Here is a 26,595-nt window from a genome sequence, read left to right as displayed (position 1 = left end):
ACGGCGATGACCCTCGATCCCGTTCGGCAGAAGCTCTGCCTCCAGGACGAGGGGTCGGCCCGTGCCGAGGTGGCGAAGAAGTGGTCCAGCTTCCCGGCGGTCGACCGGACGCGCTGCGCGGCGGAGGCCCAGCTCGACGGCCTGCCCAGCTACGTCGATCTGCTGGAGTGCCTGACCCTCGCCCGGGAAGCCAAGGCCGAGGACGATCAGTAGCCGCGTCAGGACCGAGACCGAAGACCGTCCCGTAACGCTCTCAGGTTGAGGGTCGACCGTGCCGATCGTGCTGCAGCTTCCCGGATCCCTCCGTCTCCTCGCCCTGGCGGCCATCGCGGGCCTCGCCGCCGGTTGCCGCGATGCGAACCAGTACGTTCCCCCACCGCCGCCGACGGTCTCGGTCGCGCAACCGCTCGTGCGCACGGTCACGCGCTACTTCGAGCTCACCGGCAACACCAAGGCGTTCGCGGCCGTCGAGCTCGAGGCACGGGTCCAGGGCTTCCTGGAGGCGATCACTTACAAGGACGGCGCCGTCGTGAAGAAGGGCACGCCGCTCTTCTCGATCCAGCGCAACACTTACGAGGCGCAGCTCAAGCAGGCGCAGGGCGCCCTGGCGGCGCAGCAGGCCGCCCTGGCAAATGCCCAGTCCGAGTATCAGCGCCAGTCCACGCTGGGCCGGCAGGAATTCGCCTCGCAGGCGCGCGTCGAGGACGCGAAGACCAAGCAGGACCAAGCCAGCGCCGCCGTCATGGAGGCGCAGGCCAACCTCGACATCGCCGCCATCAATCTCGGCTACACGCAAGTCTCCGCACCGTTCGACGGCGTGGTCACCAACCACCTCGCGGATGTCGGGGCGCTCGTCGGCATCAGCGGACCGACCAAGCTGGCGCAGCTCGTGCGCATCGATCCGCTCTACGTCTACTTCAACATCAGCGAGCAGCAGGTGCTGCTGGTCAAGGAGCACCTGCTCGCCACGCACCGGACGCTGGGCGACCTATCCAGGATCCCGGTGGAGATCGGCCTGCAGACCGAGACCGGCTATCCGCATGCCGGCAAGCTCGACTACCTCGCGCCGCAGGTCGACCCGTCCACCGGCACGCTGATGGCGCGGGCGCTCATCGAGAACGGCGACCACGCGCTCCTCCCGGGCCTGTTCGTTCGGGTCCGGGTCCCGGTCGGGCGCCAGGACAAGGCCCTGCTGGTGCGCGACGACGCCATCGGGACCAACCAGCAGGGCAGCTACGTGCTCACGGTCGGCGCCGACGACACGGTCTCGCAGCGGGTGGTGACGCTCGGGCCCCGGGACGGGCGCTACCGGGTGATCGAGGCCGGGCTCGCACCCGGCGACTGGGTCGTCACGGACGGCATCCAGCGGGCAATCCCCGGGGCGAAGGTCGCGCCCCAGAAGGTGGCGGTGGCCGAAGCCTTGCCCGACCCGGCGCCACTCCCGCGGTGAGCCGTCGTCCGGAAGTCCCGGCGCTGCCGACGAGGCCGACACGCCCGACGATCGGACAGTGATCTCCGCCACCCCGCGTCCCGCCCTGGCGGCGGGCCGCCCCTGAGACGCCGGCACCGAGGGCCAACGGCATGATCTCGCGCTTCTTCATCGAGCGGCCGGTCCTGGCCAACGTGCTGGCCCTGGTCATGGTGCTGATCGGCGCGGTGTCGCTCTTCAACCTGCCGGTGTCGCAGTATCCCAACGTCGTGCCGCCGACGGTCCAGGTCACCACCCGCTACCCGGGTGCGAGCGCCCGCACGGTGGTCGACACGGTGGCGCTCCCGATCGAGCAGCAGGTCAACGGCGTCGAGGGCATGCTCTACATGCAGTCGACCAGCGCGAGCGACGGCACCTACACCCTCACGGTCACCTTCGCGATCGGGACGGACGGCGATCAGGCCCAGGTGCTGGTGCAGAACCGGGTCGCGATCGCGATGTCGTCGCTGCCGCAGGCGGTCCAGGTCCAGGGCGTCACGACCCAGAAGAAATCCACCGCGGTCCTGCAATTCGTCACGCTGTCAGCCAGCGACGGGAAGTTCGACAGCCTGTTCCTGTCGAATTACGGCGTCATCAACGTGCAGAACGAGCTGGCCCGGCTGCCCGGCGTCGGCAACGTCACCGTGTTCGGCGCCGGCCAGTACGCGATGCGGATCTGGCTTGACCCTGACCTCGTCCAGGCCCGGGGCCTTACCCCCGACGCCATCATCAACATCGTGCAGCAGCAGAGCCAGGAGGTCACCGCGGGCGCCGTGGGGATGCCGCCGGTCCCGGCAGGCCAGGACTTCCAGTACACGCTCAACGTCAACGGGCGGCTCAACAACGCCCCGGACTTCGAGAACATCGTCGTCAAGGCGGATGCGCAGGACGGCGGCCGCATCACCCGCCTGCGTGACGTCGGCCGCGTCGAGCTCGGCGCGCAGACCTACAGCCAGTCCTTCACCCTGAACGGGCAGCCCGCCGCCGGCATCGGCATCTACCAGCTGCCCGAGGCGAACGCGCTGACGGTGGCGAACGCGGTCCGCACCCGGATGGCCGAGCTCGCGAAGACCTTCCCGTCGGGCCTCGTCTACGCCATCCCGTTCGACACGACGGAGTTCGTGCAGGCCTCGATCCACGAGGTCTACATGACGCTGTTCGAGGCGGCCGTCCTGGTCCTGATCGTCATCCTGGTCTTCGTCCAGGACTGGCGCGCCATGCTGGTGCCGGCGACGACGGTGCCGGTGACGATCATCGGCGCCTTCGCCGCCATGGCGGCGATGGGCTTCAGCGTGAACCTCTCGACGCTGTTCGCGATCGTGCTGGCCATCGGCATCGTGGTGGACGACGCCATCGTGATCGTCGAGGGGGTCTCCCACCACATCGACGAGGGCCTCTCGCCCCGGGCGGCGGCCGAGAAGGCGATGGAGGAGCTGTTCGGCCCGATCATCGGCATCACCCTGGTGCTCATGTCGGTGTTCGTGCCGGCCGCGTTCCTGCCCGGCCTGACCGGGCAGCTCTACAAGCAGTTCGCCCTGGTGATCGCCGCCACCGCGCTGATCAGCGCGATCAATGCCGCCACCCTGAAGCCGACCCAGTGCGCCCTGTGGCTGCGCAAGCCGGTGCCGCCGGAGAAGCGGAACGTGTTCTACCGCGGCTTCAACCGCGTCTACGGGGTCCTCGAGGGCTGGTACGCCCGGCTGATCGCCACCATGGTCCGGCGCAGCGGCCTCATGGTCGCCGTGGCGCTCCTGCTGATCGGGCTCGCCGGATGGGGGCTGACCCGCCTGCCGACCGCCTTCCTGCCCACCGAGGACCAGGGCTACGTCCTGATCGGCGCACAGCTGCCGGACGGGGCCTCGAAGGAGCGCACCGACGCGGTAATGCAGCGGATCAGCGTCCAGGCGAAGGCGACGCCGGGCGTCGACAACGTGCTCTCGATCAGCGGGATCTCGGTCCTCGATTCGAGCGCCAGCCTGCCCAATGCCGGCGTCGCCTACGTGGTTCTCAAGAACTGGGATGTCCGGGCCAAGGAGAAGGGCCAGGATCTGCGCAGCCTCTATGAGCGCTTCAACACGATGCTGGAAGGCGTCGAGGACGCCGACACCTTCGTGCTGATCCCGCCGCCGATCCAGGGCATCGGCAACGCCAGCGGCTTCACCATGCAGATCGAGCTGCGCAACGGCGACTTCGACTACCCCCTGCTGGAGAGCGTCGCCCGGACGGTCGTCGCCGACGGGAACTCGCAATCCGGGCTGCGGAAGCTCAACACCTCGTTCCGGGCCGGCGTGCCGCAGATCGCGATCGCGGTGGACCGGGTCAAGGCCGAGGCTCTCGGCGTGACGGTCGGGCAGGTCTTCTCGACCCTCTCGAGCTACGTCGGGTCGTCCTACGTCACGCAGTTCAACAAGTTCGGCCGGACCTTTCAGGTCTACGTGCAGGCCGCGCCCGATTACCGGCTCCGCCCCGAGGACGTCGAGAACCTGAAGGTGCGCGCCGGCAACGGCGTGATGGTGCCGCTCGGCACCGTCGTGGAGATCAAGTCCGTGCAGGGGCCGTCCCTGATCAGCCTGTACAACCTCTACCCGACGGCGACGATCGTGGGCGGGGCGGCGCCGGGCTTCAGCTCCGGGCAGGCGCTGGACCTGATGCAGCAGATCGCCGCCAAGGTGCTGCCGCCGGGCACGGGCTACGACTGGACGGCGATGTCGTACCAAGAGAAGGCGGTCGGCGCGCAGATCTACCTCGTGTTCGCGCTGGCCATCCTCCTCGTCTACCTGGTTCTGGCCGGCCAGTACGAGAGCTGGATCCTGCCGCTGGCGGTCCTGCTCGGCGTGCCCCTGGCGCTGCTGGGCACGGTCGGGGCGCTGCTGCTCCTTGGCGTCGCCAACAACCTCTACACGCAGATCGGCCTGATCCTGCTGATCGCGCTGGCGAGCAAGAACGCCATCCTGATCGTCGAGGTCGCCCGCGAGAAGCGGCAGGCCGGCCTCGACATCGCGGCCGCCGCCGTGGAGGCGGCGCGGCTGCGCTTCCGCCCGATCCTGATGACCTCGTTCGCCTTCATCCTCGGCGTGCTGCCGCTCGTCACCGCCTCCGGGGCCGGGGCCGCGGCGCGCAAATCGATCGGCATCACGGTGTTCAGCGGCATGCTCGCCTCGACCTGCCTGGCGGTGCTGTTCGTGCCGTCCTTCTACGTGATCCTGCAGCGGATCGAGGAGCGCCGCGCGCACCGGGGGCAGCCCGGGCCCGTCGCGTCCCCGCCCCCGGCCGGGACAACCCCCGAGACCGGACCGGCGTGAGCCGGAGCGCTGACGCGGCGCTGCTCCGCGCCCTGCGGTTCACGCCCCGCGCCTCCGTCACCGCGCGACGCCGTTCCCTCCGACGCGCGGCGCCGGATCCGCGACCGGACTTCCAAAGACCACGCGTCCGGCATGCTCGACCGTTGACGGCCTTACATCGCCCACCCTATTAGATATAGCATTAGCTATAATGATGGGTCAGGGCTATGACGCACACCGGCGCTCCGCGTCGCCTCTCGGCTCCAGGATCGGTCCTGTGCAGCCTCGCCGCGGCGCTCGGGTTGGCCGCGGCGCTCTGGGTGGCCGCAGCGCTCGGGCCGGCACTGGCCCAGTCCCTGCCCACCGCCGCCGAGAACCTGACGCCGGGCGACCTCGACAGCGAGCATCTGTTCGGCTTCACCGAGGGGAGCGACCTCGGCGTTCCCGAGGAGGCGGAGTTGGAGTGGGAGACGAGCGGGCGCCTCGGCCGGCGCGTCGCCCGCTTCCTGACCGTGGACAGTTCCCTGGCCCTGAAGGTGCCGCTGACCAACGATTTCCGCCTGGCCCCGGGCGTCACCTTCAACGCCTACGACATCGGCGCGCCGGGCACCCCGGCCCGGACCACGGGCGGCTTCAACGGCGGCTTCCTCGAGACCCGGGTGCGCCTGATGGATCGCCGGACGGCCCCCTTCGGCCTGACCCTCAACATCGTGCCGGGCTACGGAACCGTCGACGGCGGGACGGGCGTGCCGGCGCGCAGCTTCGCCACCGAGATCGGCCTGCTGGCGGATCGCGAGATCATCCCCGGCAAGCTGATCGCCGCCGTCAATGTCGGCTTCGCGCTCTCGACGACGCGGCTGACCGTGATGGACGCGCCCGTGCGCGGATCGGGGATCGAGGTGGCGGGGGCGCTGGCCTACTGCGTCCGGCCCGGCCTCTTCCTCGGCGGCGAGGCACGCTATGCCCGGACCTACGACGGCTTGGCGCTCGACCGGTTCGCGGGCGAGGCCGTGTATCTCGGACCAACCGCCTACATGACCCTGTCACCCCAGGCCTGGGCCTCGTTCACCTGGAGCTTCCAGGTCGCCGGCCAGGCGACGGGCGAGCCCGGCCCGCTCGACCTGTCGAGCTTCGACCGCCATCAGATGCGGTTGCGCGTCGGGTACAGCTTCTGATCGCGGCCCTGTCGCCGCACCGCGGCCTGCGAGCCTCAGGGTGGGCGGACAGGCGCCGAGAACGCGACCCTGGTGGAGCAGTCGAGGGACCGAACCGCCCGTGCCGACGGGCGGGAAGCGGCCCTGACGCGACGAGAAGAGGGACTGGCTGCCTCGGAGCAGGTCTTCCGAAAAGGCCGTTACATGCCGAACATGTTCGCAGTCGGAGCATGCAACGTGAAGGCATGACCCTCATCAATCCAGCCGCTTCCGGCGTGACCTTGCTCGATGTAGCTGATCTCATCGGCGCTGGAAGCGTAGTAGTGCCGTCCGCTCTCGGTGTTGACGAACCGCTCGACGGTCAACGCATGCGATCCCGCGGCGGTCGAACTCGCATAGGCGTCGAACGCAACACCGTCATAGTTGTAGCCGGAACCGTCCGAGAGAAGCCCGTCGCGCTCCGCGGTGCTGGTCGTGTAGAAGTGGTCGCCGGTCGTCGGGTTGGTGAATCGAAAGACGTCAGCCGTGACAGACGACGACACTGGCGCGGCCCAGCCGACGCCCTGATAGGCGTAGCCCGACGGGGTGCTCTCAAGTTGCGCGCGTTCTGCGACGCTTGCCGTGTAGAAATGCCGTCCTGAGGCGGCGTCGTAGAAGTGAAAAACCGGCTCAAGCGCCGCGGCGCCCGGACTGGCCTGATAAGCCCGCATGTAGTCAATATTCATCTGCGCGGGAAATGGCGTCGACGCGTCGGCGTCACCCGGCCAAGAGCCGCCGACGGCGAGATTCGCGATCATGTACATGGGCTTGTCCAGACCGGCCGGCGTCGGCGTACGATAGATCTCCTGTCCGTCGAAGTAGAAGGTCAACGTGTCCGGTTGCCAGTCAACGCCGTAGGTGTGGTAGCCGCCGCTCATGTCGGCGACTGCGGAGATCCCCTGGCTCATCGTGTGGTTGCCGGGTGTCTGGCCGGGCGCCAGGCTGTGCACCGTGGTGTAGAGCGTGCCGGGATCGTGCCCGAGCATCTCCATCACGTCGATCTCGGGCGGCCAGGAACCGTCCGCCGGGAGCAGCCAGAACGCCGGCCAGAAGCCCTGACCGGCGGGCAGTTCGGCCCGCATCTCGAAATAGCCGTAGGTCTGGCTGAAACTGTGGAAGGTATTGACCATTCCCGACGTGTAGGGCTGATCCCCCAGGTCATGGAGCATAGACGGATCCGACGGCGCGGCGGTGATGGTGAGGATGCCGTCGTGGACGCGGAACGGGTTCGGGAGCGCGCTGCCGTCGGGTTGATCGGCGCGGACATACCATTGCTGCTCCTGATTGAAGGGCCGCGTCCCGGTCGACGTGACGTGGATGCTCCACTGCGGGCCGCCGGACGTGTCGAGACCCGAAGTGCCGTCCCAGAGCGGCAGGGTGTCGAAGTCCTGGCTGTAGGTGAGTGTCGCCGTCTGGGCGAGATTCCTCGGATCAATGGCCACGGATCACCTGCCCATTCGTGCCACGCACTGAAGTGGCCGCGCCGCACAATACAATCATAAGCTGCATCGGAAAACAGGGCGCCTGGGTCCTGACGATGATTGCCGGGCACCGTCTGGTCGATGGCACGACGCGCGGGATGCCGCCGTCGATCCGAGCAGATCGATACGGAGGAGCCGATCGACAGCGGATATTTATCTATATATTCCCTGTCATCCGCCGCGATTATTGATTTATAACGAACATTGCTCTCCTTTGCCGCTTTTATCCACGCAATATTACTATAAATAACATTCGAGCACGTCATTTCTGCGACGCATATTGCTGTCCGCGACCCAGGCCGGACGCGGTTGGACCTCCTCCCTCGGCGGTGTCGTGACCGGCCGCACGCAGCAACGGCAGGCCGCAGGCTCGGTATTCTTTACCGACGCTCGACACTGCAACCCATAATTGTACTGCCGGTTACGCATCAAAACCGGAGGTGCCCATGTCGTCGTCCCCTCTCGCCGCGCTCAACCCGTCGTCACGCTCGCTCGAATGGCTGGTCGGGTCCGGCGCGCTACTGTCCTCCACCGCACTGTCGACCGGCCAATTGACGAGTCTCGGTCCGATTACCTCGCTCATCGAGAGTGCCGTCGACGTCGGTGCGGCGGACGAGGGCGGATCACCGCTTCCCGGCGCGCTGGCCGATACCGCGAACCAGATCGTCCTCGACACCCATGCGCAGCTCGAGAACGCGGGTCATCAGGTCGCGGCGCTGAACGGCCCGCTCCACGGTCTGACCAATCTCGGCGAGACGGTCGGGCTCGGTCATATCGGCGAGGGCGGCAACCTGATCACGGACCTGACCGGCGCCGTCGCCAACCCGACCGATGCCGGCAGCGTCGTCCCGGTGTTGAACGATGCCGGGCAGGTCGCCGAGGCTGACGGAACCTTGCTGAATACCGTCACGGCCCTGCCCGTGGCCGGCAACGGCCTTGTCGGCTCCGGCGGCACGCTCGCGCCGGCGGTGGGGATTCTCAACCAAGCCGTCCTCGACCTGCACACGACGCTGGAGGATGTCGGCCATCAGGTCCCCGTGCTCAACGCGCCGATCCACGCCCTCACGGGCCTCGGCGAGACGGTCGGCCTCGGTCGCATCGGCGAGGCGGGCAATCTCCTGACCGACACGCTCGCCGTGCCGGGATCGCTCCTCACTGGCGGCGGCCTCGGCTCGGCCACGCCGGTCCTCGCGGATCTCGGTTCCGTCCTCGAAGCGACCGACACGCTGATCACCTCCGTCACCGGAGCCGCGACGGCCGGCGGGCTGCTCGCGTCGGGCGGCCTTCTCGCCCCGGTCGCGAACCTCGCGAACACCGCCGTCCTCGACGTCCACATGACCCTCGAGAATCTCGGGCACGAGGTCCCGCTGCTGAACGGCGCTGTCCACGGCCTGACCAATCTGGGCGAGACCCTCGGACTCGGCCATCTGGGCGAGGGCGGAAACCTGCTGACCGACGCCGCGGCCCTGCCCGGTGCCCTGCTGGGCGGCCAGGGAATCGGCGCATTGTCCCCGATCCTCGGCGATGTCGGCGCGGTGGCCGGTGCGGCCGGCGGACTGCTCGGCGGCGTCACCGGCATCGTCGGCGACCTGGGGGGAGCGGGCGCGCCGGGCGCGGGCAGTCTCCTCACCCCCGTCACCGCCGCGGTGGATGGCCTGCTCGGCACCGTGACCGGCGGCGCTCCGGACGGAACCGGCGCCCTGCTCGGGCCGAACGCGCCGCTGCAGCCGGTGGGCGCTGTCGCCAACACGCTGATCGACACCGTCCACGGGGCGCTGGAGCAGGTCGGACACGACGTGCCGCTCCTCAACGACCCGCTCCACGCGGTGATCGCGCTGGGCAACACGGTCGGACTGGGGGAACTCGGCGACAGCCACAACCTGCTCACCGACACCATCAACCTGCCCGGCGCGATCCTGACCGGGAACGCACCCGGAGGCGTGGCGCAGGTCGTCGACGACCTCGGGCACGTGGCGGGCGCGCTGGGCGGCGTCGTCGGCTCCGCGACCGGCCTCCTCGACTCGGCCGGCGGCGGTCTCGGATCCGGCCTGCCGGGCGGCGGTCTCCTGGCACCGGTCACCTCCGCCCTCGGCGGCTTGACGGGGGACCAGGGTGCCGGAGCCCTCGACGGTCTCCTGGGCGGCCTGAACGGAGGCCCGGGTTCCGGCGCGGCCGGCGCGCTGCTCGGGACGAACGCGCCGCTGCAGCCGGTCGGAGACGTCGCCAATACGCTGATCGACGGCGTCCATGCGGCCCTGGAACAGGTCGGCCACGATGTGCCGGTCCTGAACGACCCGCTCCACGCCGTGATCAACCTCGGAACCACGGTCGGCCTTGGGGAGCTCGGCGGGTCGAGCAACCTCGTGACCGATGTCGTCAACCTGCCGGGGGCGGTCCTGAACGGCGACGGAGGCCCCGCGGTGGCGCAGGTCGCGAGCGATCTCGGGTCCGTGACGGAGGCGGCCGGCGGCGTCGTGGGCTCGGTGGCGGGGATCCTTCCCGCGGCCGGCGGGGACGGCCATCAGGCGGGCTCCCCGGTCGACGGCGTCGTCGCGACCGTGACCACGGTCGTGGGCGGGGGCGAGACCGGTGGGGCGGCGAGCGCCGTCGGCAACCTGCTCGGCACGCTCACCGGCGGCACGTCGGGTGAGCCGGGAGCCGAGACCCACCCGTTGATCGACGTGTCGGCGGGCCCGACGACCTCGACGCCGGTGGCGGACGTCGCCGTGCTCACGCCCGCCGCCGATCCGGCCCACACCGTCGACGTGAGCGCGGTCGCGGTGAGCGCCGATCAGCCGAGTCTGGCCACGGCGAACCTGCTCAGCGGCGACAGCATCCACCTGCCGCAGACGGGCGGCGGTGCCGACTCCCTCGTCGGCCACCTCGTGGACGCGGTGTCGGGGACCTCCGCCGCGCCGGCCGAGGCGGGCGCCGCCCAGGGCGTGAGCGTCGATCTCGGCGTCGCCACGATCGATCTCGGCGGCCACACCGAGGTCCAGCACACGGACCCGACTCCCCACACGGCCACGAGCGGCCTGCACCTGCTCGGCCTGTGAAACGCGGCCCCCGCCGCCGACGCGGCGGGGGCTTCCGCGACGCCGGGGCCCGACCCGCTTCGGCCCGAACCGCTCCGCTGACGTGCCAAGCCGAGGGATCGACCTGTGACCGATGAACGCGTGTTGCGTGTCGCGAAGCGGCGCGAGTTCTGGTCCGCCGTCAGGGCCGGGCGCACGTGCCTGATCACCGTGATGATCGTCAGCGGTCTGATCAATCTGCTGATGCTCACGGCCCCGATCTTCATGCTGCAGGTCTACGACCGGGTGCTGCCGAGCCGGAGCATCGCGACGCTCGTCGGTCTCGCCGGCATCACGCTGATGCTGCTCGTGATCCAGAGCGTTTTCGAGATCTTCCGTGCCCGGATCCTGGCGCGCTTCGCGCGCCTCGTCGACGAGCGCCTCGGTCCGCGGATCTTCCGGACGCTGCTGGTCCGCGGCGCCGAGATGCCGCGCAGCGATGACGGGCCCCAGGCCCTGCGCGATCTCGACACCGTCCGCGGCTTCGTGTCGAGCATGGCGGTCAGCGCCTTCTTCGACCTGCCCTGGGTGCCGCTCTACGTCGCGGTCTGCTTCCTGTTCCATCCCTGGCTCGGCGCGGCGGTGGCCGGGGGCGCCCTGTTCCTGTGCGTGCTGACGATCCTCACGGACTGGGCCTCGTCCGCGTCCACCCAGGAGGCCGTCCGAACGGCCGGTGAGCGCCGGTCCTTCACCGACATGGCGCACCGGACGGCACCGCTGCTCTCGGCGCTCGGGATGCGGTCCCGCATCGCGGAGCTCTGGCAGGTCCGGGCCCGTCGGAACCTCGACGTCGCGGCGTACGGGAACGACCTGGCCATCGGCTTCGGCACGACGGCGCGCCTGCTGCGCACGGTGCTGCAATCCGGCATCCTCGGCCTGGGCGCCTTCCTCGTCGTGCGCGAGGAGGCGACGGCCGGCGTGATGCTGGCCGCCACGATCCTGTCCGCGCGCGCCCTCGCGCCGGTCGACCTGGCGATCGCCAACTGGAAGTCGTTCTCGGGCGCCCGGCAGGCCTGGGGCCGCCTCGTCGCGTTCCTGCCCCGGCGGGAGCCCGCCGCCCTCACGCCGCTCCCGGCGCCGCGGGAGAGCGTGCGCGTGACGGCCCTGTCGATCGCGGCGCCCGGGACCGACACCCTGGTGCTCCACGACGTCAACGTCGCTCTCGCGCCCGGAAGCGCCCTCGGGGTGATCGGAGCCAGCGGCTCCGGCAAATCCACCTTCGCCCGTGCCCTCGTCGGGCTGGCGCGCCCGAACCGCGGCGTGATCCGCCTCGACGGCGCGGCGATCGATCAGTGGGATCCCGATGCCCTCGGGCGCGCGGTCGGCTACCTGCCGCAGGACATCGAGATGTTCGACGGCACGATCACCGAGAACATCACGCGCTTCGATCCCGAGCCCAACCCCGAGGCCCTGCTGGCGGCTGCCCGGGCCGCCGGCGTGCACGAGGTCGTGCTCCGGCTGCCGGGCGGCTACGACGCCCGCGTCGGTACCGGCGGCCTGGGCCTCTCCGGTGGTCAGCGGCAGCGGATCGCGCTCGCGCGGGCGCTGTACGGCGATCCGTTCCTCGTGGTCCTCGACGAGCCGAACTCGAATCTCGACGTCGACGGCGATCGCGCCCTGTCCGCGGCCGTGCAGGGCGTGCGCGCCCGCGGCGGCATCGTCGTGGTGATCGCGCACCGGCCGAGCGCGCTGGCGGCGGTCGATCGCATCCTGGTCCTCGGGGACGGGCGCGTGCAGCTGCACGGCCCGCGCGACGAAGTTCTGTCGAAGCTGAACGCCCTGACGCGGCAGACGCCCACGAGGGTCGCATGACGACGGATCGCACGCCTGACGGGCCGGCTACGGATCCGACATACGAGACGCGCCGCTCCTTGCGGCGGCACGTCGCCGGCGTCGCCGCCGTGATCGTGGTCGCCACGGGCGCGGGGGCCTGGACGGCGGCGACGGAATTGTCCGGCGCCATCATCGCCACGGGCTCGCTGGTGGTCGAGAGCAACATCAAGAAGGTCCAGCATCCGACCGGCGGCGTCGTCGCCGAACTGCCGGTTCAGGAGGGCGCGCGCGTCCAGGCGGGCGACCTGCTGGTCCGCCTGGACGCGACCACCGCCAAGGCCACCTACGACAGCCTCACCAAGAGCCTGTGGGAGATCGCGGCGCGCAATGCCCGGCTGGAGGCCGAACGCGACGGCCGCGCGAGCCTCGCCATCGCCCCCGAGCTCGAGGGAGCCGGACCGGATGTGGCCCGGATCGTCGACGGCGAGCGCAAGCTGTTCCGCTTCCGACAGGACGCGCTCCAGGGCCAGAAGGCGCAGCTCCGCGAGCGGGTCGGGCAGCTGAACGAGGAGATCAAAGGCCTGTCCGAGCAGGCCGCCGCGAAGGAGCAGGAGACCGCGATCATCGGGCGGGAGTACGAGGGTGTCGAGGATCTCTGGCGGAAGAACCTCATCCAGCTGACCCGGCTCACGAGCCTCCAGCGCGACATGTCCCGCCTGAAAGGCGAGCGCGGCGTCCTCGTCGCCAACATCGCGCAGACCAAGGGCAAGGTCTCGGAGACCGAGCTGCAGATCATCCAGCTCGAGCAGAATCTCCGCAGCGACGTCGCGAAGGAGCTCGCCGAGAACCGCGCCAAGGCGGCGACGCTGACCGAGCAGCGGATCACGGCCTTCGACCAGCTGCAGCGCATCGAGATCCGCGCGCCGCAGACCGGCTACGTGCACGAACTCGCGGTCCACACCCGCGGCGGTGTGATCTCCCCGGGCGAGCCGATCATGCTGATCGTGCCGACCGCGGATTCCCTCGTCGCCGAGGTACGTGTGGCGCCGCAGGACATCGACCGGTTGCAGACCGGTCAGGCCGCGGGATTGCGCTTCCCGAGCTTCGACCAGCGGACGACACCCGAGCTCAACGCGCGCGTGACCCGGATCGCGGCCGATGTGAGCGAGGACAAGCGGACCGGCAGCTTCTACTACCTCGTTCGCCTGGGCGTGACGAAGGAGGAGATGAAGCGACTGGACGGGGCCAAGTTGATGCCCGGCATGCCCGTGGAGGCCTTCATCCGCACGGCTGACCGAACGGTGCTGTCCTACCTCACCAAGCCGCTCGTCGATCAAGCCCGGCGGGCGTTCCGGGAGAAGTGAGATCCGCCCGGTCGCCCGCATGGACGGTCACGGAACCTGCGGAGATCGCGGAGCCGATCCCTACAGGACCGACTGTGTCGCGCTCGGCGAAACGCCGGTCCGAGCACGGGGAAGCACCGGCCAACGCACGTCCGCCTTCGCGGGCGGCGCGCATGCGAGAAGCCATTCCGCTTCCACCCGCTGCATTTGTTCAACGCGGGCTGTGGAGCTTCATCGCCTGGCGGCGGACGCACTGGGCAGGGGGCCACGGTGCGGAGGCGTGGGGTCACGAAGCCTCACAACGAGCACGGCTGCGAGCGCGGCGGTGACCGCGAGGATCGCGATCGTCGTGAGTCGGTCAGGCGGTCTCCGCTTCATGGCCACGTCTTAGCAGCTGCGCCTGCTCCCCGCAGGATGCGGACCTGACACGCCCCGACGCGCCCGGCTCCGATCGGGCGCCGGCCGGCGCCGTGCCGATCCCGGTGCACATGGCTCGGCGCTGCGACCTTCTCCGATCCTGCTACCGGTTGGTGTCAGACGCCCGCGGCCCGATGGGTTCGCAGGAGACGAACAGGCTCACGAACCAGAACAGGGTCATGGCGGCGATCGCCGCCGCGGTCCCGAACAAGGGGCTGACGATCAGCGCGGCCAGCACGCCATGCTTCCACATCAGGGTAATCGCGATGAGCCAGCCGAGGCTCGCGGCGATAGATACCCGGATGATGCAGCATTCGGATGCCTGCATCACAACCTCCAAGCTCCATATACAACGCATACGTGCATGAAACGGTGATGGTTCAATGTGGCAAACTGCTGGGTTCGCGAGGGATCAGCTGCTCGGCACTGCCGAGCCGGGGCCGACGGCCCCTTCTCACGCGCGCGACAGCGGGTGAGACAATTCGGCATCCTCCACGTTCGATCGTCCGTCACACGAAGTGCGGCGGCAGGATCATGACCTGGGCGTGCACGACGAGACTGAACGCCATGGCGGCCGTCACGACGGCGTCGACGAGACGGTTCGTCAGGGTGATCGGCTTGGTCATCGTGGCCCCGTCAGCTCGGCTGTTCCGAGGCGGCCTTATGGTCAAGCTGGATGTCGCCAGGATTGCTCCGATTGTTGCATGAGGCTGGCAGGATCGACCTGCGCCAGCCGGGGCGCTCGGATTCCGGTCTCCCGCTTCGCGACGACGCTCTCATCGCGGTCCTTCGCGAGAGGCCGACCGCCGGGACGTCAGCCAAGCCCTGCCGCAGCCGGAGCAGGCGGAAGGAGCGGTCTGCCGCTCAGCACCGACGCGGGCCTCGCGCCCAGCAGCGTACGCAGCTTCCGCGGGTCTTCCGTGTCTTCGGTCTTCGGGTATCGGGCGTTCTCCGTGTTGAGGAGGTCCACAGCCCGCTTCAGAGCAGGTCCGGGGGCGGCACGGACCATGAGGTGGCGAGGTTCGAGGCCGGAGACGCGCTGCTGAGACCCGCGCCCGCCTCACCTTGGGTCGCGGCGAGGGTCGCACGCCGCCGCTGAGGCTGGAACGCGTTACCGGTCACCCTGTCGGGCGCCGCCATCCTGCTGTGTTCACAGGCCCATCGGCAGGTGGGCAACGCAACGGCGGGTGCTGCTCAGGTTCTGCGTAATCCGAACCCGAGGCGCCGGGGGATTTCCCGTTGAGGTGACGCTAATCCGGCATATACCACTTTTAGTTGCATTAGCCATCTGGAAGAGGGGACGGCGCGTCAGATGTCGGAAGCCATCCTTGCACGCGATCAACGGACGGAGTGGTTGCCGAGAAGCCGGATCGGTCTCCTGATTTTCGTGCCGGGCGCACTGCTGTGGATCTCGATCGTCCTCTGCATGCTGCCGATCACAGTACTCGCATTCCCTGCAGAATGGATGTTCAAGAACAGGCCGAACCTCCATGCGACAGCCGTGACGATTCTCGTGTGCCTCGGTGCAGCCAATGTCGTGATCGCTCCGGCGACCGTGCTCTACCTCCTGTATGCCTGACTGGCGGGCGGGCTGTGTGCTCCGCCGCAGGAACCAAGCTTGCGGACATCGCCTCGGTACGCTGATGCGACGGTGAATCATGGCTCACATCGAGACGGTGTCGGTTCAGGATCAATCCATGCGTCCCTGGATGGATCGCTTCCTCACGATGATCATGGTCGCGGGCGGCGTGGCGACGGTGGTGTGGATCGCCGCGATGCTGGTGGTCGGCTGGCAAATGGCCGTCGTGCTGATGGGCCTGAGTGCGGTCTGACAGGCGTCCCTGCCTGAGGGTTGCCGCCGCTGCTCCCGAGACGCCCCTTCCGCGACGGGGTGCGGGACCACGGGCGCCCGATGGCGAAGCTGAGCGGGGTCAGCCTCCACCGCCGCCCCCTCCCCCTGTTCCGGGTCCGCCGAGGTTGCCGTCCTTGTTCGGCGTGTTCCAGTGGATGATCCCGTCGCCGGCGGGACGCGGCGCGGTATTGGGCGGCCGCGGGAAGGCGAAGGGGGAGAACGCAGTCGCGCCGCGCGGGACGGGGCTGCTCGCTCGAGAACGCCGCGCGACAGCTTCGGTGCTCACGAAGCCCGCGAGCGCGACAACGAGCCACCTGATCGCCGCGCTATGCATGATCGACTTGCCTCGCGCTGAGGTGCGCCACCGAGCGGCGACGGCTGTGCGCAGGGTAGCAGGATCGCTGCGCTTTCGCAGCGGCAACCCAGTCCCTCCGTCTCGTCAGCGCGCGCAGGACGTCCGATGCCGTATAGCGGTTCGCTTCTGCTTCCAGCTTGGCGAAAGCCAGCTTCGAGGTTCGGTCGATGGCCACAAACAGGTCGAGTTTGCCTTCTTCTGTCCTGAGCTCGGCGATATCGATGTGCATGTAGCCACTGGGTGATCGGCGAAGCGCTTCTTCTCGGGCTTGTCGCCTTCCGTCCGGTAGGCGCCTGGTGCCGTGCCGCTCCAGGCAGCGGTGCAGCGACGAGCGGGTCAGGTGCGGGATCGTGGGCTGTAGGCCGTAGAGGCAGTCGTCCAGCGGCAGCAGGGTGTGCCGGCGGAAGGCGACGATGATGACCTCCTCCGCTGGGGTCAGAACCGTCGAACGGGGCTGCTTCGGCCCCATAGCGGCGTCACCTGTCGTCTGCCGCGTTCGCCACTTCTGGACTGTCGTCGGGGCATCCCTCGCAGCATGACGGTCGACCGTACCACCACACCGCGGGATCAAACATCGAGGGTCTTGCCTGTAGCGGCCGAGCCATCGATGCTGCGCCGCAGCGGATGGCCTACGACGGGAGCGACCCTTGGAAACGATCGGCCGTGACCTGCGGGAGATGCAGCGCATACCCCTCGCTGCATCGCATGTCGCCGCATTGCGGGCGATCGGGGCCGAGAAGCACTACTCCGCAGGCGCCTTTCTCGTCCGTGCCGGTGAGCCAGCCGATCGCTTCGTGTATGTCGAGGCCGGCGAGATCGAAGTCGTGAATCCCTTCACAGACGAGCGCCATCTCCCATCCACCCTCGGTCCGACCCAGTTCATGGGCGAAATCTCGTTCCTGAACGGCGGCGTTTGGTCGATGCCCATGCGGGCCAGCGCAGATACGGTCGTCACCGAGGTGCCGCGCCCCGAGATGCTGCGACTGATGTCCGAGATCCCGGAGATGTCGGACATCATCATCACAGTCCTCGCCGCACGGCGGCGGCGGCAGCTCGACTCGCACGACGGCACGCTCGTGCTCATCGGCGAGGACGACGACCGGAGCGTGCGGCGGATCGCCGAGTTCGCGAGCCGCAACCGGCTTCCTTACAGGACCTATCCGTTGGGCAGCCCGGAGGCGGCAAGCGTCGCAACGGCCTGCTCGATCTCGGCAAACCGACCGGCGGTCATCTTCGGCCGGGACGTGGTCGTGACCGAGCCGACGCCCGCCAAGGTCGCGCGGCTGCTCGGCCTCGACTACAACCTCGTCGACGACGAGGCCTTCGACGTCCTCATCGTGGGCGGCGGGCCGGCCGGGGTGGCGGCGGGCGTCTATGCGGGTGCGGAGGGGCTGCGCGCGTTGGTCATCGAGGATGTGGCGATCGGCGGTCAGGCCGGCACATCGAGCCGGATCGAGAACTACATGGGCTTCCCGACCGGGATCTCGGGCGCCGACCTCGTCTGGCGCGGCGAGATCCAGGCGATGAAGTTTGGTACTCGCTTCGCGATGCCGCGACGGGTGGCGAAGTTGGAGCGGCTTGAGGCCGGATCGTTCTGTGCGACGTTTGACAACGGCCGGCGCGTTCGGGGACAGGCCGTCGTCGTCGCGACCGGCGTCCAGTACCGAAGGTTGCCGATCGACCGCCTCGAAGCGTTCGAGGGCGCCGGCATCTACTACGCTGCGACGGAGATCGAGGCGCGCTACTGCCGGAATGCCGAGGCAATCATTATTGGCGGCGGCAACTCGGCGGGCCAAGCTGCGATGTATCTCAGCCGCTCAGCGCGGCACGTTCGCCTCCTGGTGCGCGGGCAATCGCTCGCCACCTCCATGTCGAGATACCTGTCGAGCCGGCTCGAGGCAGACCCGGCGATCACGATCGAGTACGGGGCCGAAGTCACCGACCTGCACGGCGATGACCATCTCGACGCGGTGACGATCCGCACCGTCGCCGACGGAGCGACGCGCAGGATCTCGACCTGCGCCGTGTTCGTCATGGTGGGCGCCGCCCCCAATACCGGCTGGCTCTCGGGGCTCGTCGAGCTCGATGGCCACGGCTTCGTCCTGACCGGAGACGCGATCGGCGCGCATTCGCCTTACGCGACGTCGCATCCGGGAATCTTCGCGGTCGGCGACGTCCGCGCCAGCTCCGTCAAGCGAGTCGCAGCCTCGGTCGGCGAGGGATCGGTCGTCATCTCCAAGGTGTGGGAGCACGTTCGGTCGTAGAGTTCGCCGCCCGGGACGCACACGATCGGAGCGCCGGATCGACGAGCGGCCGTTTCTGGGAAGCTCTGCTGACTATCTGCCAGACTGTTTCGGGTGGCTTCCTGCCCGCCTGCTTCCGATCGGCGGATGTCCCGAAGCGGACATCTCCACGGGGACCGCTCACGCCCTCGCCGCACCTTCGAACAGCTTGTCCCAAGGTGTCGGGGATGGGAGCATACCACCGAGGAATGCCGGGAAAGCCTTCACGTTTGGATCGCCGCGTCGGCTCTCCGGCCACAGCGCCGTGAACACAGAGCGCTCAGTGGCGAAGCTCTGCAGGACCGGCACGAACGCGCCCCGCTCGACCTAGTGACCGGCCAGGTCACCACCACGACGCGCTCTTCTGAACGTCCAAGATGGGTGGATCTGAAACGGCCCGCTTTCGACTGGCATAGACATGGAAGCAGACGTGCCGCGACGCTTCTTGATACGCGAGCCCATTGGCAGATCATTTAGCGGGCAGGGCCAGAAATTCATTCAAAAATTGACAAGCGGACCTTTTCTCGAAGCCGTCCAATAAGTAGAAGACGTGCAGTCTTCGATGGTCAAATTCGGGAACGTCATCGCGAAACGGCAACCACCCTTTTCCGACGTGCGAACACTCACGCTTGCGGCGTGAATCTTGGCGATGGCGGCGACCAGGCTGAGGCCAAGGCCGTTGCCGGGGGTCTGGCGGGACATCTCGGCGCGGTAGAAGCGGCGGAAGACCTTCTCGTGCTCGCTCGCCGGCAGGCCTGGGCCGGTATCTTCCACGGCCACCTCGATCGCTTGGCCGGTCCAGGCGACCCCGACCCGGACGGTCCCTCTGGGGGGCGTGAACTTCACGGCGTTGTCGATGAGGTTCGACAGGGCCTCGAAGCAGAGGTCCCGGTCGCCGTGGACGGTGAAAGGCCCCACCGCCGACAGGACGAGCCGGACGCCCCTCTCTTCAGCCTCGGGCTCGAAGAAGTCGACCGCCGCAGCGGCGACCTCCCCGAGGTCGACCGGCGCGAAGGCGGTCCGGCGGCCCTCCTCCATCGCGCCGATCCGAAGCACGGCCGTCACCATCGCGAGTGTCTGGTCGATCCAGGCGAGGCCCTGATCGATCGCCTCGTGCAATTCCGCCACCGTTCGCGCCTGCGCCCGGCTGCGTTCCAGCCGGGCCCGCAGGCGGGTCAACGGCGTCCGCAGGTCGTGGGCGACGGCATCGCCGACGCTGCGGACTTCGCCCATAAGTTGCTCGATCTCGTCGAGCATGCGGTTCACGTTGGCGGCAAGGCGGTCGAACTCATCGCCCCGGCCTCCGACCGGCAGGCGCTTGCCGAGGTTGCCGCGCATCACCTCGGCGAGCGCCACCTCGGTGGCGGCGAACCGCCTGCGGCCCCGGCGGGCGAGGACGAGGCCGCCGATCCCGGAGAGCGCCAGCATCGGCAGTAGCCCGAGGCCGAGCGCCCGCAGCGTCGTGACCCGCACCCGGTCGATGTCGTCGGTGTCGTGGGCGATCACCACCGTGCCGCCACCGGGCAGCGCCAGGGCCGCGGCCCAGATCTCGTCGGCGAGGCTGCGGCCCCCGACCTCCACCGTGGCGTTCACCCGGTAGGCATCCCCGTCCCGCGGCAGCCCCTTCGGCATCGCATCGAGGTTACCCGCGCGCCGGCCGCCGTCCGGAGCGAAGTAGCCGCCATAGTGCCGGGCATGCGGGTCCATGGCGGTCCAGGTGTCGACCCGCAACGCCGTGGCGGCGGGGTCGGCGGCGGCCGCGCGGACTTCCAGCCGCAGGGTCTCGGCGAGTTCCTCCCGCAGGTAGGAGGCCGTCTGCCAGTAGATGAAGGCGAACATCGTCAGGGCGAGAAGCACCGACCACAGGGCGATCCCCACCGCCCACCGCAGGGTGGTCGAGCGCAGGAGGTCAGTCATCGGGCGTGAGGGTGAAACCGACGCCGCGGACGTTCTGGATCAGGGGCGCCTCCCCGGCCGCCTCAAGCTTGCGGCGCAGGCGGCCGAGATGGACGTCGATGAGGTTCGATTTCGGAGTAAAGCGGTAGTTCCAGACCTCCTCGAACAGCATCGCCCGTGTGACGATCCGACCGGGCGCGCGCATCAGATAGGCGAGGAGCTTGAGTTCCCGAGGCAGGAGGTCGAGGTCGCGCGCGCCGCGCCGGCCCGTCCCGGCGATCAGATCGATCTCCAGGCTTCCGACCCGCAGCAGCGTCTCGCGGGTGTCGACCGGGCGGCGGAGCAGCGCCTCGATCCGTGCGGCGAGTTCGCCGAGCGCGAAGGGCTTGGCGAGGTAGTCGTCGCCACCCGCCCGGAGGCCGCGGATGCGCTCGTCGACGTCGCCGAGCGCGCTGAGGACGAGGGCCGGTGTCCGGTCCCCGTCCCGGCGCAGGTCCTGCAGCACGCCGAGCCCGTCCTGGCCGGGCAGCATCCGGTCGAGGATGATCGCGTCCCAGCCGCCCTGCCGCGCCGAGCGAGCGCCGTCCGGCCCGGTCGCGGCCCAGGCGACCTCGTGGCCGCGCCCGCGCAGGTCGTCGCGCACGTCCCCGGCCGTGTCCCCGTCGTCCTCGATCAGCAGCAGCCTCGCCACGTGAACCCGGTCCTCCCGCGTTGCCAGTGTGTCGCATGTCGGCCCTGCGGCCTGCGCGAGGAAGCGACTGTGAACCAGAATTTAGTGGCGCCCCATCGGCTTCGTCCAATTTATTAGAATGACTCTAGCGCGCACCTCGGGCCCTGTTCGGCTGGGCGCGATCCTCAGCGGGCTCCTCCGATGTTGTTCCTGCTACGCCGCTTCCCCGCATCCGCCGCGATCCCCCACCGCTGAGGGAGTCCACACATGCCCCGGAAGCGGCGGCCCCGCCGCCTCATCAACCGTTACGCCCAGAGCCGGCTCTACGACGTCGAGACTCGCACCTATGTCTCCGTCGAACGCCTGCGGGAATGGCGCGGCGAGGGCTTCGAGGTTGTGATCCGCGAGGTCGAGACCGGGCGCTTCGTCAGCGACGAGGTGCTCCCCACCGGCTTCGACGCATGAACCTCATCCTCACCCGCGCGGCGTCCGGCCCGACCGGTCGGCAAGCTGCCTGTCCATGTCGCTGAACGCCGAAGCGTCCGCGCGCCCCGCGGAGGTCTCCGAGGCATCCGAGACAGATGGCTTCGGGCGCGGGGATGCCTCCGCGCCGGCTCCGATTGTGAGCCGGAGCCGCGCGCCGCGAGCGCTGCTCATCCTGGCGGTGCTGGCCGCCGTGGCCTTCGCGGGCTGGACCTATCGCGGCCCAATCCTCGCCGGCCTTGGCCTCGCCCCGCCCGCGGTCCCCGAGGCGAAGGCGGACCGTTCCGACGACGCCCCGGCGAACCCCGATCTCGTCACCCTCGACGGGGCGGGGCAGACGCGGATCGGCTTAGCCTTCGGCACGGCGGAGACCCGCCGGATCGTGCTCCCGGTGCGGGCGCCGGGCACCGTCGCCTTCGACGAGCGGCGGGTGACGCATCTCAAGCCGCGCACGCAGGGACGTGTACTGAGCCTCGCCGTCCAGCCCGGGGACCGGGTGACGGCGGGGCAGACGCTCGCGACCCTCGATGCAGCCGGCCTCCTCGACGCCCGCAACGGGCTTCAGGCGGCTGAAGCCGCCCTCGGCGAGGCGCGGGCCTCCGAGGCGGTGGCGGCGCTCCAGGTGAAGCGTGGGCTGGAGCAGCTGAAATTCGGGGGCGTGGCGCAAGCCGAGGTCGAGCGGCGGCAGGTCGATCTCGCCAAGGCACAGGCGGCGGTGAAATCTGCGCAGGCGAACGCGGAGATGTACCGGGCGCAGTACCGGCGCCTCGCCCCGGCCGAGGGCGCCGCGCCGGGCACCAGCGCCGTGGTCACGCCGATTGCCGGCGTGGTGACGAGCGTCGGCATCACCCTGGGCGAGGTCGTCGATACCGGGCGCGACGCCTTCACGGTGGCCGATCCCACCCGTGTCGTCGTGCTGGCGAACCTCTACGGGGCCGACATCTCCCGGGTGAAGGCCGGGGATGCGGTCTCGGTGGAGAGCCCGGTGCCCGGCCATCCGCCCTTCGAGGGCCATGTCCGCTCGGTCAACGCCGCCCTCGATCCGGCGACGAACACGGCGCCGGCGCGGATCGAACTCGACAACCCGCAGGATCTCCTGCGCGCCAACCTTTTCGTCTCGGTGATGGTCGGGGCTGATCTCGGTCGCGACGGCGTGACCATCCCGGCGGCGGCCGTGCAGCAGACGGACACCGGCCCCATCGCCTTCGTGCGCACGGCCCCGGACAGGTTCGAGCGGCGGGCCCTGACGCTGGGCATCCAGCGCACTGACTGGGTGGAGGTGCACCGAGGCGTGGCGGCGGGTGAGAGTGTTGCGACCGCGGGCAGCTTCGGCCTGAAGGCCATCCTGCTGCGCAGCCTTCTCGGCTCGACGGATTGAGCGCCGGCGATGAAGAGCTGGTTCGCCATCCTGGTCCGCCGCCGCTTCCTCGTGCTGATGATCGCGCTGGCCGCGGCGGCGGGCGGAGCCGCTAACCTCGGAGGTCTCTCGATCGACGCGGTGCCGGACATCTCGCCGAAGCAGGTGATGATCCTCACCCTGTCGCCGGGGCTCGGCCCCCTGGAGGTCGAGCGGCTCGTCACCTTTCCGGTCGAGAACGCGATGGCCGGTGCGCCGGGGCTCTCCAACGTCCGCTCGACGTCCCGGGCCGGCGTCTCGGCGGTCTACGTCACCTTCGACGAATCCGTGTCGGTCACAGCGGCGCGGGCGGAGGTATTCCAGCGCCTGCCCCAGGCCAAGAGCCTGATGCCCGCCGGAGTCGGCGATCCGCAGATGGGTCCGATGGCGACCGGGCTCGGCGAGATCTACCAGTTCGAGCTGCGCGGGCCCGCCTACACGCCGATGCAGCTCAAGCGCATCCTGCAATGGACCATCGCGCCGAAGCTGAAGCTCACCCCCGGAATCGCCGACGTGAACATCTACGGCGGCCAGATGCCGACCGAGGAGGTCCGCGTCTCGGCGGACGCGCTGCGCCGCTACGGCGTGACGCTGGCCCAGGTCTACACGGCGCTCGCCGAGAACAACGCCGCCCGGGGCGGCGCCTACATCGAGCACAACGACCAGCAGGAGACGATCCGCGGCCTCGGCCTCGCCAAGGGCCCGGAGGACATCGCGAACATCGTCGTCGCGACGGGCCCCGGCGGCGTGCCGGTGACGCTCGGCACGCTGGGCACGGTGCAGGAGGCCCCCAAGGTCCGGCTCGGCGCCGTCACCAACGACGCGGAAGGCGAGACCGTCGTCGGCATCGCGATGATGCGCTACGGCGAGAATGCCAGCGCCGTGGTCGCGGAGGTGAAGAAGACGATCGCCGCCCTGCGCCAGCAACTGCCGCCAGGGGTCGAGATCGTCCCGTTCTACGACCGCAGCGCGCTGGTGGACCGCACCATCCGCACGGTGGAGCACAACCTCCTCGAGGGAGCGGTGCTGGTGATCGTGGTGCTGCTCCTGCTGCTCGGCAACCTGCGCGCAGGGCTGATCGTCGCCGCCGCGATCCCGCTCTCGATGCTGATGGCGTTCGCCGGGATGCGGCTGCTCGGCCTGTCGGGCAACCTGATGAGCCTAGGGGCGATCGATTTCGGGCTGATCGTCGACGGCGCGGTGGTGATGATCGAGAACGTGCTCCGCGCCCGGGGCGAGCACCCGGACCGCCCGGCCCACGACGTGATCCGCGACGCCGCCGCCGAGGTGGCCCGCCCGGTGATCTTCGCGGTGGCGATCATCATCATCGTGTACGTCCCGATCCTCGCGCTGGAAGGCGTGGCCGGCAAGATGTTCGCCCCGATGGCGCTCACGGTGATCCTGGCGCTCGCCTCGTCGCTCGTCGTCACCCTGATCCTGATGCCGGCGCTCGCGGCGCTCTTTCTCACCGGGCGCGGTGTCAATGAGCGCGAGACGCGCCTCGTCCACGCGGTGCGGGGTGTCTACACGCCGGTGCTGCGCTGGGCCGAGCGGCACGCGTTCGTCACCGTGCTCACGACGGTCGCCCTGTTCGCCGGCTCCTGCGCGATGGCCACGCGTCTCGGGGGCGAGTTCCTGCCGAAGCTGTCGGAGGGCTCGATCGTCATCACCTCCGAGAAGCTGCCCGGCATCGCGCTGAACGCCTCGCTCGCCACCGTGACCCGCATCGAGCGGGTGCTGAAATCCTTCCCCGAGGTGAAGCGGATCGTCTCCCTCACCGGCAGCGCCGAGATCCCGACCGACCCGATGGGCGTCGAATCGACCGACAGCTTCATCACCCTGACCGACCCCTCGACCTGGAGGACCGCCGACAGCCAGGAAGGGCTCGTCGCGGCCTTCGACAAGCGGCTCCGGGAGGAGGTGCCGGGCGTCGCCTACAGCTTCTCGCAGCCGATCCAGATGCGGATGGACGACCTCTTGGAGGGCGTGCGCGGCGACGTCGCGATCAACCTCTACGGCGACGACCTGAAGGTCCTGAAGGACACGGCCGATTCCATCGTGCGGGTGGTCTCAGGCATTCAGGGCGCGGCGGACGTGAAGGCCGAGGCGCAGGCCGGGATGCCGGCGCTCTCGATCCGGGTCGACCGGGTCAAGGCCGCCCGCTACGGGATCAACGTCTCGGACGTGCTCGACGTGGTCGAGAGCATCGGCGGGCGCACCGCCGGCATGGTCTACGGCGACGACAATTCCATCACCGACATCGTGGTCCGGCTCGACCCGGCCGACCGCAGCGACATCGAGCGCATCCGCGCCCTGCCGGTGGGGCGGCCGCGCAAGGAGACCGGTCCCGCCATGACGGAGCCGCTCGCGATGGTGGCCTCGGTGGAGGTCACCTCCGGCCCGGCCCAGATCAGCCGCGAGCGGCTGCAGCGGCGGATCTCGATCCAGGCCAACGTCCGCGGCCGCGACGTGCAGAGCTTCGTGGACGCCGCGCAGAAGGCCGTGTCCGATCAGGTCAAGCTGCCGCCCCGCTACGCGCTGCAATGGAGCGGCCAGTACCAGAACCTGCAGGAGGCTACCGCCCGCCTCTCGGTGGTGGTGCCGGCGGCGCTGGCGGGGATCCTCGTCCTCCTCGTCGTGATGTTCGGCGACATCCGCCGCGCCGGGCTGATCTTCCTCAACGTGCCGATGGCCGCGACGGGGGGCATCCTTGCCCTCTCTGTGCGCGACATGCCGTTCTCGATCTCGGCGGCGATCGGCTTCATCGCGACCTTCGGCATCGCGATCCTGAACGGCGTGGTGCTGACGAGCACCATCCGCGACCTCGAAGCTTCCGGCCTGGACCCGCGGGAGGCGGCCACCCGGGCGGCCGAGAGGCGCCTGCGCCCGGTGATGATGACGGCCCTTGTCGCAGCGCTCGGCTTCCTGCCGATGGCGCTCTCGACCAGCGCGGGCGCGGAAGTGCAGCGCCCGCTCGCCACGGTGGTGATCGGCGGCCTGATCACCGCGACGCTGCTGACGCTCGTCGTTCTTCCCGCCGTCTATCCGGTGATCGCGACGTTGCGCCTGCCCTTCGGCAGGGTGAGCAAGCGACGGCATACGAAGCCCCGCCAGCGGATGCAGCAGGGGACCGGTCGATGAGCGCACTCACGGCGACGGCTGCGTTCGCCGGGGGGCGAGAGTACCGACGTTGCTCGCGACACAACCTGCCCGACTTTACGAGTTCGCCGCGTTGAACTGCTTCGATCATGGAATCTCAGGTACAGTCGCCGCCGACTTCGATGGCTACCGACCGTGCACGGCTGGTCGCAGATGACCGCCTTGAGCGAAAGCTTGGCCGCGATCCGGGCGGCCGGCATGGGTCGCCAGCGGAACGTCCGCATATGCCCCCATCTTCATAGCCTCGGCTCGGGTGTCTCCTTGACCTGACCGGTATTTTGGACCGAGCCGATTGCGAGACTACTGCATGCCGGCGGCCATGGGGAGCCGGGAGGCCAGATCTGGGAAGCAGATGGGGTGGATGGCTCCCGCTCCGACTGACGGCATCTCGATGCCAAGATGTGGTTGCTGTCAAAGCAGCAGCCACGCTCATGCAGGAGCCATCCCCATGGAGATCACCACCGTCGGCATC

The 26,595-nt window shown here is 69.3% G+C and carries 17 protein-coding genes and 1 pseudogene; 13 read left to right on the top strand and 5 right to left on the bottom strand.

Translation table 11 applies throughout. The annotated features are described in order from the left end of the window. Positions 1-6 precede the first annotated feature (6 nt). From ACLBYB_RS05345 to ACLBYB_RS05330, 4 genes are all read left to right on the top strand, one after another. Positions 7-213: a hypothetical protein gene (locus ACLBYB_RS05345; protein WP_447698157.1), complete on the top strand. Its 207-nt coding sequence runs from the start codon at positions 7-9 to the stop codon at positions 211-213. 64 nt (positions 214-277) lie between these two features. Then, entirely contained in the window at positions 278-1,450 is a 1,173-nt protein-coding gene (locus tag ACLBYB_RS05340) for an efflux RND transporter periplasmic adaptor subunit (RefSeq protein WP_447698556.1), read from the top strand. A gap of 131 nt (positions 1,451-1,581) precedes the next feature. Next, positions 1,582-4,770 (top strand): efflux RND transporter permease subunit, encoded by a 3,189-nt coding sequence (locus ACLBYB_RS05335; protein WP_447698156.1) that lies wholly within the window; start codon positions 1,582-1,584, stop codon positions 4,768-4,770. 206 nt (positions 4,771-4,976) lie between these two features. Beyond that, complete coding sequence (locus ACLBYB_RS05330; protein ID WP_447698155.1) at positions 4,977-5,924, top strand: hypothetical protein; 948 nt, start codon at positions 4,977-4,979, stop codon at positions 5,922-5,924. 179 nt (positions 5,925-6,103) lie between these two features. Here ACLBYB_RS05330 and ACLBYB_RS05325 read toward each other — a convergent pair whose 3' ends face one another. Next, positions 6,104-7,384, bottom strand: coding sequence for a family 16 glycosylhydrolase (locus ACLBYB_RS05325; protein ID WP_447698154.1), 1,281 nt, complete (start codon positions 7,382-7,384; stop codon positions 6,104-6,106). A 485-nt stretch (positions 7,385-7,869) separates the two neighbouring features. Between ACLBYB_RS05325 and ACLBYB_RS05320 the strand changes: the two genes are divergently transcribed. The 3 genes from ACLBYB_RS05320 to ACLBYB_RS05310 all read left to right on the top strand — a co-directional run bounded on the left by ACLBYB_RS05320 (position 7,870) and on the right by ACLBYB_RS05310 (position 13,634). After that, positions 7,870-10,479, top strand: coding sequence for a hypothetical protein (locus tag ACLBYB_RS05320; protein WP_447698153.1), 2,610 nt, complete (start codon positions 7,870-7,872; stop codon positions 10,477-10,479). A 105-nt stretch (positions 10,480-10,584) separates the two neighbouring features. Continuing rightward, positions 10,585-12,309, top strand: a complete 1,725-nt coding sequence (locus ACLBYB_RS05315; RefSeq protein WP_100251533.1) for a type I secretion system permease/ATPase — start codon at positions 10,585-10,587, stop codon at positions 12,307-12,309. Continuing rightward, the gene (locus tag ACLBYB_RS05310; RefSeq protein WP_447698152.1) at positions 12,306-13,634 is read left to right on the top strand and encodes an HlyD family type I secretion periplasmic adaptor subunit; all 1,329 of its coding nucleotides are present in this window, start codon (positions 12,306-12,308) and stop codon (positions 13,632-13,634) included. Before ACLBYB_RS05315 ends, ACLBYB_RS05310 begins: the two co-directional genes overlap by 4 nt. 499 nt (positions 13,635-14,133) lie before the next feature. Here ACLBYB_RS05310 and ACLBYB_RS05305 read toward each other — a convergent pair whose 3' ends face one another. Continuing rightward, the gene (locus ACLBYB_RS05305; RefSeq protein WP_020091090.1) at positions 14,134-14,358 is read right to left on the bottom strand and encodes a hypothetical protein; all 225 of its coding nucleotides are present in this window, start codon (positions 14,356-14,358) and stop codon (positions 14,134-14,136) included. A 984-nt stretch (positions 14,359-15,342) separates the two neighbouring features. Between ACLBYB_RS05305 and ACLBYB_RS05300 the strand changes: the two genes are divergently transcribed. Further along, positions 15,343-15,609: a hypothetical protein gene (locus tag ACLBYB_RS05300; protein WP_091675883.1), complete on the top strand. Its 267-nt coding sequence runs from the start codon at positions 15,343-15,345 to the stop codon at positions 15,607-15,609. 79 nt (positions 15,610-15,688) lie between these two features. Beyond that, entirely contained in the window at positions 15,689-15,862 is a 174-nt protein-coding gene (locus tag ACLBYB_RS05295) for a hypothetical protein (protein WP_165923179.1), read from the top strand. A 460-nt stretch (positions 15,863-16,322) separates the two neighbouring features. On the opposite strand, the pseudogene ACLBYB_RS05290 reads toward ACLBYB_RS05295, so the two are convergent. Beyond that, positions 16,323-16,757 (bottom strand): annotated as a pseudogene (locus ACLBYB_RS05290) (IS481 family transposase); the annotation flags it as partial. A 127-nt stretch (positions 16,758-16,884) separates the two neighbouring features. Here ACLBYB_RS05290 and ACLBYB_RS05285 point away from each other — a divergent pair. Continuing rightward, on the top strand, positions 16,885-18,501 hold the full coding sequence (locus ACLBYB_RS05285; RefSeq protein ID WP_447698151.1) for an FAD-dependent oxidoreductase: 1,617 nt from the start codon (positions 16,885-16,887) through the stop codon (positions 18,499-18,501). Positions 18,502-19,017: 516 nt separating this feature from the next. On the opposite strand, the gene ACLBYB_RS05280 is transcribed toward ACLBYB_RS05285, so the two are convergent. Together ACLBYB_RS05280 and ACLBYB_RS05275 are read right to left on the bottom strand one after the other, a co-directional pair. Beyond that, positions 19,018-20,436 carry an ATP-binding protein gene (locus ACLBYB_RS05280; RefSeq protein ID WP_447698150.1) on the bottom strand — a complete coding sequence of 473 codons (1,419 nt, stop codon included), beginning with the start codon at positions 20,434-20,436 and terminating at the stop codon, positions 19,018-19,020. After that, complete coding sequence (locus tag ACLBYB_RS05275; RefSeq protein ID WP_020091096.1) at positions 20,429-21,106, bottom strand: response regulator transcription factor; 678 nt, start codon at positions 21,104-21,106, stop codon at positions 20,429-20,431. Before ACLBYB_RS05275 ends, ACLBYB_RS05280 begins: the two co-directional genes overlap by 8 nt. Positions 21,107-21,352: 246 nt before the next feature. On the opposite strand from ACLBYB_RS05275, the gene ACLBYB_RS05270 reads away from it, so the two are divergent. The 3 genes from ACLBYB_RS05270 to ACLBYB_RS05260 are packed head-to-tail and all read left to right on the top strand — an operon-like array spanning position 21,353 to position 26,105. Beyond that, positions 21,353-21,550 carry a polyhydroxyalkanoate synthesis regulator DNA-binding domain-containing protein gene (locus tag ACLBYB_RS05270; protein ID WP_091675875.1) on the top strand — a complete coding sequence of 66 codons (198 nt, stop codon included), beginning with the start codon at positions 21,353-21,355 and terminating at the stop codon, positions 21,548-21,550. Positions 21,551-21,605: 55 nt separating this feature from the next. Continuing rightward, positions 21,606-22,946 carry an efflux RND transporter periplasmic adaptor subunit gene (locus ACLBYB_RS05265; protein ID WP_447698149.1) on the top strand — a complete coding sequence of 447 codons (1,341 nt, stop codon included), beginning with the start codon at positions 21,606-21,608 and terminating at the stop codon, positions 22,944-22,946. A 9-nt stretch (positions 22,947-22,955) separates the two neighbouring features. Next, positions 22,956-26,105 (top strand): efflux RND transporter permease subunit, encoded by a 3,150-nt coding sequence (locus ACLBYB_RS05260; protein WP_447698148.1) that lies wholly within the window; start codon positions 22,956-22,958, stop codon positions 26,103-26,105. The last annotated feature ends 490 nt before the right edge of the window (positions 26,106-26,595 follow it).

The sequence above is a fragment of the Methylobacterium sp. D54C genome (genome assembly GCF_053345595.1).
Note: the sequence above shows the minus strand (reverse complement) of the source record. Positions and strands in the feature narration are given on the sequence as shown.